The organism is Pseudomonas sp. P867 (assembly GCF_019891455.1).
Lineage (GTDB): Bacteria > Pseudomonadota > Gammaproteobacteria > Pseudomonadales > Pseudomonadaceae > Aquipseudomonas > Aquipseudomonas synxantha_A.
On the sequence record NZ_JAFLXB010000006.1, the window covers coordinates 1 to 16,129 of the forward strand.

13 protein-coding genes and 4 tRNA genes are annotated in these 16,129 nt (G+C 55.4%); all 17 read left to right on the forward strand.

Going from position 1 to position 16,129, the window contains the following annotated elements; translation table 11 throughout:
• Positions 1–216 precede the first annotated feature (216 nt).
• The 17 genes from birA (at position 217) to rpsG (ending at position 16,114) form a co-directional block, all read left to right on the forward strand.
• A complete protein-coding gene (birA, locus tag J1G33_RS12615; RefSeq protein ID WP_032879211.1) occupies positions 217–1,176 on the forward strand; it encodes a bifunctional biotin--[acetyl-CoA-carboxylase] ligase/biotin operon repressor BirA in 960 nt (319 codons plus the stop codon).
• A complete protein-coding gene (locus J1G33_RS12620) occupies positions 1,166–1,915 on the forward strand; it encodes a pantothenate kinase (protein ID WP_078822464.1) in 750 nt (249 codons plus the stop codon). The genes birA and J1G33_RS12620 overlap by 11 nt, the downstream gene beginning before the upstream one ends.
• 7 nt (positions 1,916–1,922) lie before the next feature.
• Complete coding sequence (locus tag J1G33_RS12625) at positions 1,923–2,369, forward strand: hypothetical protein (protein ID WP_005791992.1); 447 nt, start codon at positions 1,923–1,925, stop codon at positions 2,367–2,369.
• Between the two features lie 142 nt (positions 2,370–2,511).
• A tRNA-Tyr gene (locus J1G33_RS12630) sits at positions 2,512–2,596 on the forward strand.
• A gap of 24 nt (positions 2,597–2,620) precedes the next feature.
• Positions 2,621–2,694 (forward strand) — tRNA-Gly (locus J1G33_RS12635).
• 26 nt (positions 2,695–2,720) lie between these two features.
• Positions 2,721–2,796, forward strand: a tRNA-Thr gene (locus tag J1G33_RS12640).
• A 163-nt stretch (positions 2,797–2,959) separates the two neighbouring features.
• Positions 2,960–3,035: transfer RNA gene (locus J1G33_RS12645), tRNA-Trp, on the forward strand.
• Between the two features lie 45 nt (positions 3,036–3,080).
• Positions 3,081–3,449, forward strand: coding sequence for a preprotein translocase subunit SecE (secE, locus tag J1G33_RS12650; RefSeq protein WP_005791990.1), 369 nt, complete (start codon positions 3,081–3,083; stop codon positions 3,447–3,449).
• A 9-nt stretch (positions 3,450–3,458) separates the two neighbouring features.
• Positions 3,459–3,992, forward strand: coding sequence for a transcription termination/antitermination protein NusG (gene nusG, locus J1G33_RS12655; RefSeq protein WP_003176436.1), 534 nt, complete (start codon positions 3,459–3,461; stop codon positions 3,990–3,992).
• Positions 3,993–4,109: 117 nt separating this feature from the next.
• Positions 4,110–4,541 (forward strand): 50S ribosomal protein L11, encoded by a 432-nt coding sequence (gene rplK, locus J1G33_RS12660; protein WP_003176435.1) that lies wholly within the window; start codon positions 4,110–4,112, stop codon positions 4,539–4,541.
• Positions 4,541–5,236 carry a 50S ribosomal protein L1 gene (gene rplA, locus J1G33_RS12665; RefSeq protein WP_003176434.1) on the forward strand — a complete coding sequence of 232 codons (696 nt, stop codon included), beginning with the start codon at positions 4,541–4,543 and terminating at the stop codon, positions 5,234–5,236. Before rplK ends, rplA begins: the two co-directional genes overlap by 1 nt.
• Positions 5,237–5,435: 199 nt before the next feature.
• On the forward strand, positions 5,436–5,936 hold the full coding sequence (rplJ, locus tag J1G33_RS12670; RefSeq protein WP_003232405.1) for a 50S ribosomal protein L10: 501 nt from the start codon (positions 5,436–5,438) through the stop codon (positions 5,934–5,936).
• Between the two features lie 78 nt (positions 5,937–6,014).
• On the forward strand, positions 6,015–6,380 hold the full coding sequence (gene rplL / locus J1G33_RS12675; protein WP_005791984.1) for a 50S ribosomal protein L7/L12: 366 nt from the start codon (positions 6,015–6,017) through the stop codon (positions 6,378–6,380).
• 219 nt (positions 6,381–6,599) lie between these two features.
• A complete protein-coding gene (gene rpoB / locus J1G33_RS12680) occupies positions 6,600–10,673 on the forward strand; it encodes a DNA-directed RNA polymerase subunit beta (RefSeq protein WP_019819139.1) in 4,074 nt (1,357 codons plus the stop codon).
• A gap of 64 nt (positions 10,674–10,737) precedes the next feature.
• Positions 10,738–14,937, forward strand: a complete 4,200-nt coding sequence (rpoC, locus tag J1G33_RS12685; RefSeq protein ID WP_005791982.1) for a DNA-directed RNA polymerase subunit beta' — start codon at positions 10,738–10,740, stop codon at positions 14,935–14,937.
• A gap of 216 nt (positions 14,938–15,153) precedes the next feature.
• Positions 15,154–15,525 carry a 30S ribosomal protein S12 gene (gene rpsL, locus J1G33_RS12690; protein WP_002555494.1) on the forward strand — a complete coding sequence of 124 codons (372 nt, stop codon included), beginning with the start codon at positions 15,154–15,156 and terminating at the stop codon, positions 15,523–15,525.
• Positions 15,526–15,643: 118 nt separating this feature from the next.
• On the forward strand, positions 15,644–16,114 hold the full coding sequence (rpsG, locus tag J1G33_RS12695) for a 30S ribosomal protein S7 (protein ID WP_002555493.1): 471 nt from the start codon (positions 15,644–15,646) through the stop codon (positions 16,112–16,114).
• The last annotated feature ends 15 nt before the right edge of the window (positions 16,115–16,129 follow it).

Consider the following 16,129-nt stretch of genomic DNA (forward strand, 5'->3'; position numbering starts at 1 on the left):
GCCGATGGTAGTGTGGGGTTTCCCCATGTGAGAGTAGGTCATCGTCAAGATTAAATTCCAGAACCCCTGTTTGCTAACGCAGACAGGGGTTTTGTTTTGGGCGGTCGAAAAAACTAAAAAACCATCGCTCATGTCCTGAGTGCAAACGCCCTGCGTTTCTATGCAATGACCTTACGCATGGCTATTATGCGTGCCTCATTGTGAGGCGATATTTGCATGCTGATGTTGTTGAAACTACTGAAAGACGGTCGATTCCATTCTGGAGAAGCACTTGGCGCCGCCCTGGGCGTCAGTCGCAGCGCTGTGTGGAAGCAGCTTCAGCATCTTGAGGCAGAGTTAGGGCTGCCCATTCATAAGGTCCGAGGTCGTGGGTATCAATTGGCTGCGCCGTTGGTGTTCTTGAGTGCAGAGCAAATTTCCCTGAATGCGGCCTCTTTAACCTGGCCAGTTCATATTTTCGATTCCATCGACTCCACTAACGCCGAAGCTTTGCGTCTCGTTGACTCAGGGTGCGCAGCCCCCTTTGTCGTACTGTCGGAGCAGCAGACGGCTGGTAGGGGAAGGCGTGGTCGAAAATGGGTCAGTCCGTTTGCGCAAAATGTCTACTACAGCCTCGTGCTGCGCATTGAAGGTGGTCTGCGACAGTTGGAGGGGTTGAGTCTCGTAGTTGGCTTAGCCGTTATGCAGGCGTTGCGTGAGACCGGTGTACAGGGCGCGGCTTTGAAATGGCCAAACGACGTCTTGGTCGGGAGCAAGAAAATTTCTGGCATCTTGCTGGAGCTGGTGGGGGATCCTGCGGATATCTGTCACGTTGTCCTAGGGATAGGCATCAATGTGAATATGCAGAAAGCCGATGATGTGGATCAGCAATGGACTTCAATTCAGCTCGAGACCGGTTCTGCTATTGATCGCAACCAATTGGTGGCGCGTCTGGGGATGCAGTTGCAAGGCTATCTGGATCGACATAAGACTGCCGGTTTTGCCGGGCTGCAAGATGAGTGGGAGCGGCATCACTTGTGGCAGGGCAAGCCTGTGTCTCTCGTTGCTGGTGTTACCCAGATTGATGGGGTGGTGTTGGGCGTGGATCATCAGGGCGCGTTGCGCTTGAATGTCGATGGCGTCGAGAAAATATACAGCGGTGGTGAGTTAAGCCTGAGGTTGCGTGATGATTCTTGAGCTCGACTGTGGGAACAGCTTCATAAAGTGGCGCGTGCTTGAGGCGAGTGATGCAAGTGTCTCCGCCGAAGGCGTGGTGGGTTCGGATGATGCGTTGATTGAGAGCCTGATAGCGCTTCCTGGCCTTCTGCTCACGCGTTGTCGGTTAGTGAGTGTTCGAGCGCTTGAGGAAACCGACAAGCTGGTAGCGGCGTTGGTGAAGGCATTTGGCGTTACCGTTTCCTGTGCGGGTTCCGCGCGACAAATGGCCGGTGTGCACAATGGCTACGAAGAGTTCGAGCGGCTTGGGCTGGATCGTTGGTTGGCGATGCTGGGTGCATATAAGTTAGCGTCCGGCGCATGCGTAGTGCTCGATTTTGGTACGGCGGCGACCGCAGACTTTATTGATGTTGATGGTGAGCACTTGGGTGGGTTTATTTGCCCGGGCTTGCCACTTATGCGCAATCAGTTGCGAACCCATACGCGCAAGATACGTTATGACGATGCCGCGGCTGAGAGAGCTCTTGAGCGTCTCTCTCCTGGGCGGACGACCGTAGAGGCTGTCGAGCGCGGTTGTACGCTTATGCTAAGAGGGTTCGTGTTGACCCAGCTTGAATTGGCGAGAAGCTATTGGGGCGAGGATTTCACTGTCTTCCTGACGGGGGGGGATGCCGACCTGGTCAGGGATGCTGCACCTCAGGCTTGTTTGGTCCCGGACCTTGTGTTTGTTGGTTTGGCAATGGCGTGTCCTTTGTCTTGAGGTGATTATGCGCTGGCTGTTTTTGCTTTTACTTGTCCTCAATGTTTTCTACTACGTCTGGCATCAGCAAGAAGCTCCATTGCGTGCCAAGGACGTCACACCATTGAGTCTCTATCGTGGAACGCAGCAAGATATTCGGCTCCTGAGTGAGTCTGCCGACACGGTGGCGCGGCGTGATCGAGCAAGGGGGGCTGATGCACAAAGCACCTGTCTGTACATTGGTGGTTTCTCGGATCGTCACCAGGCGCTCTCTCTCGAGCAGCGGCTGACAAGCTTGGACATAAGGGTCAGGCTTCAATTGTTGAGCGCGCCTGAAGCCTCGGGTTACTGGTTGCGAGTAGCCCCTGAGAGTAGGCGCTTGGCTGACGATCTGCCCTTTGAAAGCCTTGCTAATGAATTCAATGAGTTAAAACATAAAATAATGCTGTGCGAAGGCATTGCAACTCTCGAATAGTTTGCATAGAATGGCGCCCGCTTCGCAGTGAAGACCTTTAAGGGCTTCAAGGTGAAACGAAGGTCAACGCAGCTAACCTCATATTTTTAATGAGAAAATGCTTGACAGAAGGCCGGCGTGATGTAGAATGCCGGCTCGCTTAGGAGGGGTTCCCGAGCGGCCAAAGGGATCAGACTGTAAATCTGACGTCTACGACTTCGAAGGTTCGAATCCTTCCCCCTCCACCATTTTTAGCGTGAGCTGCAAGCTCCGCGGGTATAGTTTAGTGGTAGAACCTCAGCCTTCCAAGCTGATGATGCGGGTTCGATTCCCGCTACCCGCTCCAAGTTTGCAGGTTGTGCAAGGTGTTTTGCTCTTGTAGCTCAGTTGGTAGAGCACACCCTTGGTAAGGGTGAGGTCAGCGGTTCAAATCCGCTCAAGAGCTCCATATAACAAGGCAGATATGAAAATATCTGCCTTTGTTTTAACGGCTGCCTCGGCTTGTATCGTGTTATGTCTGGCTGTGATTGTCAGGTGATTTCAAGTCTGTTGGGGTTGGTTGTTGTAAAGTCTTTTTCAGGCCTGCATAATGGTCGGCCTGATTTTGTTTTAGGTCAGTAGCTCAATTGGCAGAGCGACGGTCTCCAAAACCGTAGGTTGGGGGTTCGATTCCCTCCTGACCTGCCAGATTCACGTGGTGTGTCTGGCTTTCTTTTCACAGGATCTTCATAGATGACTCCTAAGGCTGAAGCTCAAAGCTCTCGTTTCGATCTGTTCAAGTGGCTCGCTGTAGTCGCCTTGGTGGTCGTAGGCGTTGTTGGCAATCAGTACTATTCTGCTTCGCCGATCCTGTACCGTGTCCTCGCATTGCTCGCCCTCGCTGCTGTAGCTGCCTTTGTAGGCCTGCAGACTGCTAAAGGCAAGTCTTTCGCGGTCCTGGTAAAGGAAGCTCGCACCGAAATTCGTAAAGTCGTTTGGCCGACTCGCCAAGAAACCACGCAGACCACATTGATTGTTGTGGCTGTTGTTCTGGTTATGGCGTTGCTGTTGTGGGGGCTCGATTCCCTGCTCGGCTGGCTTGTTTCCTTGATTGTTGGCTAAGGGTGTCCCGTGGCTAAGCGTTGGTACGTTGTGCATGCTTACTCGGGTTACGAGAAGCATGTTATGCGCTCTTTGCTGGAGCGCGTAAAGCTGGCAGGCATGGAAGATGGCTTCGGCGAAATTCTGGTTCCCACTGAAGAAGTGGTTGAAATGCGGAATGGCCAGAAGCGCAAGAGTGAGCGTAAGTTCTTCCCTGGCTACGTGCTGGTACAGATGGACATGAATGAAGGTACTTGGCACTTGGTCAAGGATACTCCTCGTGTCATGGGTTTCATTGGCGGTACTGCTGATAAGCCTGCTCCGATCACTGACAAGGAGGCAGAAGCAATTCTGCGTCGTGTTGCTGACGGTAGCGACAAGCCCAAGCCGAAGACATTGTTCGAGCCGGGTGAGGTTGTTCGTGTTACAGATGGTCCTTTCGCTGATTTCAATGGCACCGTCGAAGAAGTTAACTACGAAAAGAGCCGGATCCAAGTGGCAGTGCTCATTTTCGGTCGCTCTACTCCGGTAGAGTTGGAGTTCAGCCAGGTCGAGAAGGTCTAGCTGAAAAAGCATCCCAACCCCGCAGCCTTAGGCTGTGGGGTTTTGTCGTCACTGGGATAAACGCGCAAGTAGCCGGGGAGCCTTTCTAGGCGTTTGAACCCGTAATTGGAGTGCCTCATGGCCAAGAAGATTACCGCTTACATCAAGCTGCAAGTGAAGGCCGCTCAGGCCAACCCTAGCCCACCCGTCGGTCCAGCTCTGGGTCAGCACGGCGTGAACATCATGGAATTCTGCAAGGCCTTCAACGCCCGTACTCAGGGTCTTGAGCCAGGTCTGCCGACTCCAGTGATCATCACTGTATACAGCGACCGTAGCTTTACTTTCGAAACCAAGTCGACCCCGGCTTCGGTTTTGTTGAAGAAAGCTGCTGGTCTGACTAGCGGTTCCGCTCGTCCGAACACCGTTAAGGTTGGCACCGTAACTCGTGCTCAGCTGGAAGAAATCGCGAAAACCAAAAACGCGGATCTGACTGCAGCTGATATGGATGCAGCCGTGCGTACCATCGCCGGTTCTGCTCGTAGCATGGGCCTTAACGTGGAGGGTGTGTAATGGCTAAGCTGACCAAGCGCCAAAAGGCTATCGCCGGCAAAATCGAAGCAGGCAAGTCCTACAACTTCGTAGACGCTGCTGCTCTGCTGACCGAGCTGTCGACTGTCAAGTTCAGCGAGTCTGTTGACGTTGCTGTGAACCTGGGTGTTGACCCGCGTAAATCCGACCAGGTCGTTCGTAGCGCTACTGTGCTGCCACACGGTACTGGCAAGACTGTACGTGTTGCTGTCTTCACTCAGGGCCCGGCGGCTGAAGCTGCTCTGGCTGCCGGCGCTGATCGCGTTGGTATGGACGATCTGGCTGCCGAAATGAAAGGCGGCGATCTGAACTATGACGTCGTTATTGCTTCCCCGGATGCAATGCGCGTTGTAGGTCAGTTGGGTCAGATCCTGGGTCCACGTGGCCTGATGCCTAACCCTAAAGTCGGCACCGTAACGCCAGACGTAGCTACCGCGGTTAAAAACGCCAAGGCTGGTCAGGTTCGTTATCGCACCGACAAAAACGGCATCATTCACACCTCCGTTGGCAAGGTCGGCTTCGACGCCGTCAAGCTGAAGGAAAACGTTGAAGCCCTGATCGCTGATCTGAAGCGTATCAAGCCAGCTTCCTCGAAAGGCATCTACGTCAAGCGCGTTACCCTGAGCACCACTATGGGCCCAGGTCTGGTCATCGACCAAGGCTCGCTGGACGTATAAGACACAAATTGGCGCAAGCGATTGCGCCAATTGAAAGATTGGGGTCCCTGCCTGGCGGGGGCTATCCAAGACCGTAGGCGACGCAAGTCTTAAACCAACAAGCCTACGCAGATGGTGCTCCCGGTTCCTTACCGAATCAGACACCAAAACGACATCCGGCCTCGGCCAGATGAAACGGTAACAAGCAGGAGTTAAACCCGTGGCAATTAATCTCGAAGACAAGAAGGCCATCGTCGCTGAAGTCAACGAGGCTGCCAAAGCTGCTCTGTCCGCTGTCGTGGCTGATGCCCGTGGTGTGACAGTAGGCGCTATGACCGGACTCCGTAAAGAGGCTCGTGAAGCTGGCGTATACGTACGTGTTGTACGTAACACCCTGCTCAAGCGCGCTGTTGCTGACACTGAATACAGTGTTCTCAACGACGTGTTCACTGGCCCGACTCTGATCGCGTTCTCCAAGGACCATCCAGGCGCTGCTGCCCGTTTGTTCAAAGAGTTCGCCAAGAGTCAGGATAAGTTCGAGATCAAGGCAGCTGCGTTCGAGGGCAAGTTCCTCGCAGCTAACCAAATCGACGTACTGGCAACACTGCCGACCCGCGACGAAGCCATTTCGCAGCTGATGAGCGTGATTCAAGGCGCTACCAGCAAGCTGGCTCGTACTCTGGCTGCAGTTCGCGAGCAAAAAGAAGCTGCCGCAGCCTAAGGCTGAGCAACTTCTCTCGCGTATTTTTGTTTATTTCGATGGCCGCGTAGGCCGTCCCCCAATTCAGGAAATACAGCAATGTCTATCTCCCAAGACGATATCCTCAACGCCGTAGCTGAAATGTCGGTTCTGCAGGTTGTTGAGCTGATCAAAGCTTTCGAAGAAAAATTCGGCGTTTCCGCTGCCGCTGCTTCCGCTGGCCCAGCTGCTGCTGCTGCCGTTGTTGAAGAGCAAACCGAATTCAACGTCATGCTGACCGAAGCTGGCGAGAAGAAAGTAAACGTGATCAAGGCAGTACGTGAACTGACCGGTCTGGGCCTGAAAGAAGCCAAGGCTGTAGTTGACGGCGCTCCTGCCATGGTTCTGGAAGCTGTTGCCAAAGACGCAGCTGACAAAGCCAAAGCTACTCTGGAAGAAGCAGGCGCTAAAGTCGAGCTGAAGTAAGCATCGACCTTGCGTCTCCAGCCCAAGCGTTAAGCTGAAGGCTGATGGCTGGTGGCTCTTGCCACCGGCCTTTTTCCGTTCTTGGCTGTCGACTCGGTCGCCGCCATTAACGCGCTGTAGCCACCCGAAGCGGTGGTGCAAACCATGGGGTTTGCAAGATTTTCTGGCTGCTCCCGTCGGAGGGGCCAAACAAGCAGGTGACCAAGCTGGGGAACGCTGATGGCTTACTCATATACTGAGAAAAAACGTATCCGCAAGGACTTTAGCAAGTTGCCGGACGTCATGGATGTCCCGTACCTTCTGGCTATCCAGCTGGATTCGTATCGTGAATTCTTGCAGGCGGGAGCGACCAAAGATCAGTTCCGCGACGTGGGCCTGCATGCGGCCTTCAAATCCGTTTTCCCGATCATCAGCTACTCCGGCAATGCTGCGCTGGAGTACGTCGGTTATCGCCTGGGCGAACCGGCATTTGATGTCAAAGAATGCGTGTTGCGTGGCGTTACGTACGCCGTACCTTTGCGGGTAAAAGTCCGTCTGATCATTTTCGACAAAGAATCGTCGAACAAAGCGATCAAGGACATCAAAGAGCAAGAAGTCTACATGGGCGAAATCCCATTGATGACTGAAAACGGTACCTTCGTTATCAACGGTACCGAGCGTGTAATCGTTTCCCAGCTGCACCGTTCCCCGGGCGTGTTCTTCGACCACGACCGCGGCAAGACGCACAGCTCCGGCAAACTCCTGTACTCCGCGCGGATCATTCCGTACCGCGGTTCGTGGTTGGACTTCGAGTTCGACCCGAAAGACTGCGTGTTCGTGCGTATCGACCGTCGTCGCAAGCTGCCGGCCTCGGTACTGCTGCGCGCGCTCGGCTATACCACTGAGCAAGTGCTGGACGCTTTCTATACCACCAACGTATTCAGCCTGAAGGATGAAACCCTCAAGCTGGAGCTGATCGCTTCGCGTCTGCGTGGTGAAATTGCTGTCCTGGACATCCAGGATGAGAAAGGCAAGGTCATCGTTGAGGCTGGCCGTCGTATCACTGCGCGCCACATCAACCAGATCGAAAAGGCTGGTATCAAAGAGCTGGAAGTGCCTCTGGACTACGTTCTGGGTCGCACGACCGCCAAGGTCATCGTTCACCCGGCTACAGGCGAAATCCTGGCTGAGTGCAATACCGAGCTGAACACCGAGATCCTGGCGAAAATCGCCAAGGCCCAGGTTGTTCGCATCGAGACCCTGTACACCAACGACATCGACTGCGGTCCGTTCATCTCCGACACTCTGAAGATCGACTCCACCAGCAACCAATTGGAAGCGCTGGTCGAGATCTATCGCATGATGCGTCCTGGTGAGCCACCAACCAAAGACGCTGCCGAAACCCTGTTCAACAACCTGTTCTTCAGCCCTGAGCGCTATGACCTGTCTGCGGTCGGCCGGATGAAGTTCAACCGTCGTATCGGTCGTACCGAGATCGAAGGTTCGGGCGTGCTGTGCAAGGAAGACATCGTCGCGGTACTGAAGACGCTGGTCGACATCCGTAACGGCAAAGGCATCGTCGATGACATCGACCACCTGGGTAACCGTCGTGTTCGCTGCGTAGGCGAAATGGCCGAGAACCAGTTCCGCGTTGGCCTGGTGCGTGTTGAGCGTGCGGTCAAAGAGCGTCTGTCGATGGCTGAAAGCGAAGGCCTGATGCCGCAAGACCTGATCAACGCCAAGCCAGTGGCTGCGGCGGTGAAAGAGTTCTTCGGTTCCAGCCAGCTTTCCCAGTTCATGGACCAGAACAACCCGCTGTCCGAGATCACCCACAAGCGCCGTGTATCCGCACTGGGCCCGGGCGGTCTGACCCGTGAGCGTGCTGGCTTCGAAGTTCGTGACGTACACCCGACGCACTACGGTCGTGTTTGCCCGATCGAAACGCCGGAAGGTCCGAACATCGGTCTGATCAACTCCCTGGCCGCTTATGCGCGTACCAACCAGTATGGCTTCCTCGAGAGCCCGTACCGTGTGGTGAAAGACGCTCTGGTCACCGACGAGATCGTGTTCCTGTCCGCCATCGAAGAAGCTGATCACGTGATCGCTCAGGCTTCGGCCACGATGAACGACAAGAAAGTCCTGATCGACGAGCTGGTAGCTGTTCGTCACTTGAACGAGTTCACCGTCAAGGCGCCGGAAGACGTCACCTTGATGGACGTTTCTCCGAAGCAGGTAGTTTCGGTTGCAGCGTCGCTGATCCCGTTCCTGGAGCACGATGACGCCAACCGTGCATTGATGGGTTCCAACATGCAGCGTCAAGCTGTACCGACCCTGCGTGCTGACAAGCCGCTGGTAGGTACCGGCATGGAGCGTAACGTAGCCCGTGACTCCGGCGTTTGCGTCGTGGCTCGTCGTGGCGGCGTTATCGACTCTGTTGATGCCAGCCGTATCGTGGTTCGTGTTGCCGATGACGAAGTAGAAACTGGCGAAGCCGGTGTCGACATCTACAACCTGACCAAATACACCCGCTCGAACCAGAACACATGCATCAACCAGCGTCCGCTGGTGAGCAAGGGTGATCGCGTTCAGCGTAGCGACATCATGGCCGATGGCCCGTCCACCGATATGGGTGAACTGGCTCTGGGTCAGAACATGCGCATCGCGTTCATGGCATGGAACGGCTTCAACTTCGAAGACTCCATCTGCCTGTCCGAGCGTGTGGTTCAAGAAGACCGCTTCACCACGATCCACATTCAGGAACTGACCTGTGTGGCACGTGACACCAAGCTTGGGCCTGAGGAAATCACTGCAGACATCCCGAACGTGGGTGAAGCTGCACTGAACAAGCTGGACGAAGCCGGTATCGTTTACGTAGGTGCTGAAGTTGGCGCAGGCGACATCCTGGTGGGTAAGGTCACTCCGAAAGGCGAGACCCAACTGACTCCGGAAGAGAAGCTGCTGCGTGCCATCTTCGGTGAAAAAGCCAGCGACGTTAAAGACACCTCCCTGCGTGTACCTACCGGTACCAAAGGTACTGTCATCGACGTACAAGTCTTCACCCGTGATGGCGTTGAGCGTGATGCTCGTGCACTGTCCATCGAGAAGACCCAGCTCGACGAGATCCGTAAGGATCTGAACGAAGAGTTCCGTATCGTTGAAGGCGCGACCTTCGAACGTCTGCGCTCCGCTCTGGTAGGCCACAAGGCCGAAGGCGGCGCAGGTCTGAAGAAAGGTCAGGACATCACCGACGAAATTCTCGACGGTCTTGAGCACGGCCAGTGGTTCAAACTGCGCATGGCTGAAGACGCTCTGAACGAGCAGCTCGAGAAGGCCCAGGCCTACATCGTTGATCGCCGCCGTCTGCTGGACGACAAGTTCGAAGACAAGAAGCGCAAACTGCAGCAGGGCGATGACCTGGCTCCAGGCGTGCTGAAAATCGTCAAGGTTTACCTGGCAATCCGTCGCCGCATCCAGCCGGGCGACAAGATGGCCGGTCGTCACGGTAACAAAGGTGTGGTCTCCGTGATCATGCCGGTTGAAGACATGCCGCACGATGCCAATGGCACCCCGGTCGACGTCGTCCTCAACCCGTTGGGCGTACCTTCGCGTATGAACGTTGGTCAGATCCTTGAAACCCACCTGGGCCTCGCGGCCAAAGGTCTGGGCGAGAAGATCAACCGTATGATCGAAGAGCAGCGCAAGGTCGCAGACCTGCGCAAGTTCCTGCACGAGATCTACAACGAGATCGGCGGTCGCAACGAAGAGCTGGATACCTTCTCCGACCAGGAAATCCTGGATCTGGCGAAGAACCTGCGCGGCGGCGTTCCAATGGCTACCCCGGTGTTCGACGGTGCCAAGGAAAGCGAAATCAAGGCCATGCTGAAACTGGCAGACCTGCCGGAAAGCGGCCAGATGCAGCTGTTCGACGGTCGTACCGGCAACAAGTTCGAGCGCCCGGTTACTGTTGGCTACATGTACATGCTGAAGCTGAACCACTTGGTAGACGACAAGATGCACGCTCGTTCTACTGGTTCGTACAGCCTGGTTACCCAGCAGCCGCTGGGTGGTAAGGCTCAGTTCGGTGGTCAGCGTTTCGGGGAGATGGAGGTCTGGGCACTGGAAGCATACGGTGCTGCATACACTCTGCAAGAAATGCTCACAGTGAAGTCGGACGATGTGAACGGTCGTACCAAGATGTACAAAAACATCGTGGACGGCGATCACCGTATGGAGCCGGGCATGCCCGAGTCCTTCAACGTGTTGATCAAAGAAATTCGTTCCCTCGGCATCGATATCGATCTGGAAACCGAATAACACGTGACGCGAATCGAGAGCGTGGCCGTTTGGTCCGCTCTCTGCTCCGCCAGGAGGAAAGGCCTTGAAAGACCTACTGAATTTGCTGAAAAACCAGGGTCAAGTCGAAGAGTTCGACGCCATCCGTATTGGATTGGCATCGCCTGAGATGATCCGTTCGTGGTCGTTCGGTGAAGTTAAAAAGCCGGAAACCATCAACTACCGTACGTTCAAGCCTGAGCGTGACGGCCTGTTCTGCGCCAAGATCTTTGGCCCGGTAAAGGATTACGAGTGCCTGTGCGGTAAGTACAAGCGCTTGAAGCACCGTGGTGTGATCTGCGAGAAGTGCGGCGTTGAAGTCGCACTGGCCAAGGTTCGTCGTGAGCGTATGGCGCACATCGAACTGGCTTCGCCGGTTGCCCACATCTGGTTCCTGAAATCGCTGCCGTCCCGTATCGGCTTGCTGATGGACATGACTCTGCGTGATATCGAACGCGTTCTCTACTTCGAGAGCTATGTCGTTATCGATCCAGGCATGACCACCCTTGAAAAAGGTCAGCTGCTGAACGACGAGCAGTACTTCGAAGCGCTGGAAGAGTTCGGTGATGATTTCGATGCCCGTATGGGTGCCGAAGCTGTCCGCGAGCTGCTGCACGCTATCGACCTGGAGCACGAGATTGGCCGTCTGCGCGAAGAAATTCCGCAAACCAACTCCGAAACCAAGATCAAGAAGCTGTCCAAGCGTCTGAAGTTGATGGAAGCCTTCCAGGGTTCCGGCAACTTGCCAGAGTGGATGGTGCTGACCGTTCTGCCGGTTCTGCCGCCAGACCTGCGTCCGCTGGTACCGTTGGACGGTGGTCGTTTCGCGACGTCCGACCTCAACGACCTGTATCGCCGCGTGATCAACCGTAACAACCGCTTGAAGCGCCTGCTTGACCTGTCCGCTCCGGACATCATCGTGCGCAACGAAAAGCGTATGTTGCAGGAAGCTGTCGATGCCTTGCTCGACAACGGTCGTCGTGGCCGCGCTATCACCGGTTCCAACAAGCGTCCTCTGAAATCCTTGGCTGACATGATCAAGGGTAAGCAAGGTCGTTTCCGTCAGAACTTGCTCGGTAAGCGTGTTGACTACTCCGGTCGTTCGGTAATTACCGTAGGCCCGACCCTGCGTCTGCACCAGTGCGGTCTGCCCAAGAAGATGGCACTTGAGCTGTTCAAGCCATTCATCTTCGGCAAGCTGGAAATGCGCGGTCTCGCGACCACCATCAAAGCGGCCAAGAAAATGGTCGAGCGCGAACTGCCAGAGGTTTGGGACGTTCTCGCCGAGGTGATCCGCGAACACCCGGTTCTCCTCAACCGTGCACCGACCCTTCACCGTCTGGGTATCCAGGCGTTTGAACCAGTACTGATCGAAGGTAAGGCTATTCAGCTGCACCCTCTGGTCTGTGCCGCGTACAACGCCGACTTCGACGGCGACCAAATGGCCGTGCACGTACCGCTGACACTGGAAGCCCAGTTGGAGGCGCGCGCGTTGATGATGTCGACCAATAACATTCTGTCGCCAGCCAACGGTGAGCCAATCATCGTTCCGTCGCAGGACGTTGTATTGGGTCTGTACTACATGACCCGTGAAGCGATCAATGCCAAGGGCGAAGGTCGTGTGTTCGCTGACCTGCAGGAAGTTGACCGTGTGTTCCGTGCCGGCGAAGCCGCACTGCACGCCAAGGTCAAAGTGCGGATCAACGAAACCGTCAATGACCGTGACGGCGGCAGCGTGAGCAACACCCGTATCGTCGACACCACTGTCGGCCGTGCGCTGTTGTACCAGGTTGTGCCAAAAGGTCTGTCGTACGATGTCGTCAACCTGCCGATGAAGAAGAAGGCGATCTCCAAGCTGATCAACCAGTGCTACCGCGTGGTTGGTTTGAAAGAGACCGTTATCTTCGCTGACCAGTTGATGTACACAGGTTTCGCTTACTCCACTATCTCCGGCGTTTCCATCGGTGTTAACGACTTCGTTATCCCGGATGAAAAAGCTCGCATCATCAGTGCCGCCACTGACGAAGTGAAAGAGATCGAGAGCCAGTACGCCTCCGGCCTGGTAACCCAGGGCGAGAAGTACAACAAGGTGATCGACCTTTGGTCCAAGGCGAACGACGAAGTTTCCAAGGCGATGATGGCCAACCTCTCGAAAGAGAAAGTCATCGACCGTCACGGCGACGAAGTTGACCAGGAATCCTTCAACTCGATGTACATGATGGCCGACTCGGGCGCACGGGGTTCTGCTGCGCAGATCCGTCAGCTCGCCGGTATGCGTGGCCTGATGGCCAAGCCGGATGGCTCCATCATCGAAACGCCGATCACTGCGAACTTCCGTGAAGGTTTGAGCGTACTTCAGTACTTCATCTCCACTCACGGTGCTCGTAAGGGTCTTGCGGATACCGCGTTGAAAACCGCTAACTCCGGTTACCTGACTCGCCGTCTGGTAGACGTTGCACAAGATCTGGTTGTAACCGAGATCGATTGCGGCACCGAGCACGGCCTGCTGATGACTCCGCACATTGAAGGCGGTGACGTTGTAGAGCCGCTGGGTGAGCGCGTATTGGGTCGTGTAATTGCCCGTGACGTGTTCAAGCCAGGTACCGAGGAAGTTATCGTTCCTGCTGGCACCCTGGTTGACGAAAAGTGGGTCGAGTTCATCGAACTCAACAGCATCGACGAAGTGATCGTTCGCTCGCCGATCAGCTGCGAAACCCGCTATGGCATTTGCGCCAAGTGCTACGGCCGTGACTTGGCTCGTGGTCACCAGGTAAACATCGGTGAAGCGGTCGGCGTTATCGCTGCCCAGTCCATCGGTGAGCCGGGTACCCAGCTGACCATGCGTACGTTCCACATCGGTGGTGCGGCAAGCCGGACCTCCGCAGCCGACAGTGTTCAGGTGAAGAATGGCGGTACCGTCCGCCTGCACAACCTCAAGCACGTTGAGCGAGTGGATGGCCACCTGGTTGCTGTGTCCCGTTCCGGTGAGCTGGCAATCGCTGATGACTACGGTCGTGAGCGCGAGCGTTACAAGCTGCCGTACGGTGCTGTGATTTCGGTTAAAGAAGGTGACAAGGTCGACGCTGGCGCAATCGTGGCCAAGTGGGATCCGCACACTCACCCAATCGTTACCGAAATGAAAGGTACCGTGACCTACGTGGGCATGGAAGAAGGCATCACGATCAAGCGTCAGACTGACGAATTGACCGGTATGACCAACATTGAAGTACTCGACGCCAAAGATCGTCCAGCTGCCGGTAAAGACATCCGTCCTGCCGTGAAGATGGTTGATGACAACGGCAAGGATCTGTTGCTGCCAGGCACTGACGTAATCGCTCAGTACTTCCTGCCAGCCAACGCCCTGGTCGGTGTAGCGGATGGTGCGAAGATCGCGATCGGTGATGTTATCGCGCGTATCCCGCAAGAAACTTCGAAGACCCGTGACATCACCGGTGGTCTGCCGCGTGTTGCCGACTTGTTCGAAGCTCGTCGTCCGAAAGAAGCGTCGATTCTGGCTGAAGTCAGCGGCACCATCGCGTTCGGTAAAGAAACCAAAGGCAAGCGCCGTCTGGTCATTACTCCGAACGACGGTAGCGATCCGTATGAAGAGCTGATTCCGAAGTGGCGTCACCTGAACGTGTTCGAAGGCGAACAGGTAAACCGCGGCGAAGTTATCTCCGACGGCCCGAGCGATCCACACGACATCCTGCGTCTGCTGGGTGTGAGTGCTCTGGCCAAGTACATCGTTAACGAGATCCAGGACGTTTACCGTCTGCAAGGCGTGAAGATCAACGACAAGCACATCGAGACCATCCTGCGTCAGATGCTGCGTAAAGTTGAAATCGCTGAATCCGGCGATTCCAGTTTCATCAAGGGCGACCAGATGGAACTGACTCACGTACTGGTAGAAAACGAGCGCCTGGCGAACGAAGAGAAATTCGTTTCCAAGTTCACTCGCGTGCTGCTGGGTATCACCAAGGCGTCGTTGTCCACTGAGTCGTTCATCTCGGCGGCCTCCTTCCAGGAGACCACTCGCGTACTGACCGAAGCAGCGGTAACCGGCAAGCGCGATTACCTGCGCGGCCTGAAAGAAAACGTGGTCGTGGGTCGTCTGATCCCGGCGGGTACCGGTTTGGCTTACCACAGCGAGCGTAAGCGTCGCCGTGATGCTGACAAGCCGCTGCGCGTGAGCGCCAGTGAAGTGGAAGCTGCACTGACCGAAGCACTGAACTCAAGCGGTAACTGAGTTCTGCGATAGATGAGTCTGGGCCCTGACACTCCCGTTCGTCGGATCGAGGCATTTTTGCCCCGGTTCGGCGCGAGGGGAGGTCGGGGCCTTGCCTTGACTGGGGACAAGATCCTCTTTAGACTCTTGTACCCCTAAATTTGGCGGGAATTCGTTCCTGCCATTTTGCTTTTCTTGCAAGACAATAGCGTCGCAAGACAACAGTGGAGCTAGTAGATGGCAACTATCAACCAGCTGGTACGTCAGCCGCGTAAGCGTATCGTCGAGAAATCCGACGTACCTGCGCTGCAGAACTGCCCGCAACGTCGTGGCGTATGCACCCGTGTGTATACCACCACGCCGAAAAAACCTAACTCGGCACTGCGTAAAGTATGCCGTGTGCGTCTGACCAACGGTTTCGAGGTTTCCTCGTACATCGGCGGTGAAGGCCACAACCTGCAAGAGCACAGCGTGGTACTGATCCGCGGCGGTCGTGTAAAAGACTTGCCAGGTGTTCGTTATCACACCGTACGCGGCTCCTTGGATACTTCCGGCGTTAAAGGTCGTAACCAGGGTCGTTCGAAGTACGGTACCAAGAAGCCTAAGTAGTAGCGGCTTTTTGTAAACCTGAATCATCTTATTTTCTGAGTCGATAAGAGTAAGGTCGGAGGCGTCCCGAAAGGGCACCGATTCCGAGCGAACCTGAAGACCGTTTGAGGGCTTATCCATGCCAAGAAGACGCGTAGCAGCCAAGCGCGAAGTGCTTGACGATCCAAAATACGGAAGCCAAATTCTGGCCAAGTTCATGAACCACGTGATGGAAAGCGGCAAAAAAGCCGTTGCCGAGCGTATCGTTTATGGCGCGCTGGAAAAGGTTAAAGAACGCAAGAACAGCGACCCCCTGGAAATCTTCGAGAAAGCTCTCGACGCCATCGCTCCGCTGGTCGAAGTGAAGTCGCGCCGTGTAGGCGGTGCTACTTACCAGGTTCCGGTTGAAGTTCGCCCGTCCCGTCGTAACGCTCTGGCAATGCGCTGGTTGGTAGACTTCGCCCGTAAGCGCGGCGAGAAGTCTATGGCTCTGCGTTTGGCCGGCGAACTGTTGGACGCTGCTGAAGGTAAAGGTGCTGCTGTTAAGAAGCGTGAAGACGTGCACCGTATGGCTGAAGCTAACAAAGCTTTCTCGCACTACCGCTTCTAATTTTAGCTTCACTAA

Coding starts and splice junctions, on each gene's coding strand:
- birA (WP_032879211.1), top strand. CDS start 217: ATGCTGATGTTGTTGAAACTACTGAAAGACGGTCGATTCCATTCTGGA.
- J1G33_RS12620 (WP_078822464.1), top strand. CDS start 1,166: ATGATTCTTGAGCTCGACTGTGGGAACAGCTTCATAAAGTGGCGCGTG.
- J1G33_RS12625 (WP_005791992.1), top strand. CDS start 1,923: ATGCGCTGGCTGTTTTTGCTTTTACTTGTCCTCAATGTTTTCTACTAC.
- secE (WP_005791990.1), top strand. CDS start 3,081: ATGACTCCTAAGGCTGAAGCTCAAAGCTCTCGTTTCGATCTGTTCAAG.
- rplK (WP_003176435.1), top strand. CDS start 4,110: ATGGCCAAGAAGATTACCGCTTACATCAAGCTGCAAGTGAAGGCCGCT.
- rplA (WP_003176434.1), top strand. CDS start 4,541: ATGGCTAAGCTGACCAAGCGCCAAAAGGCTATCGCCGGCAAAATCGAA.
- rplL (WP_005791984.1), top strand. CDS start 6,015: ATGTCTATCTCCCAAGACGATATCCTCAACGCCGTAGCTGAAATGTCG.
- rpoB (WP_019819139.1), top strand. CDS start 6,600: ATGGCTTACTCATATACTGAGAAAAAACGTATCCGCAAGGACTTTAGC.
- rpsL (WP_002555494.1), top strand. CDS start 15,154: ATGGCAACTATCAACCAGCTGGTACGTCAGCCGCGTAAGCGTATCGTC.
- rpsG (WP_002555493.1), top strand. CDS start 15,644: ATGCCAAGAAGACGCGTAGCAGCCAAGCGCGAAGTGCTTGACGATCCA.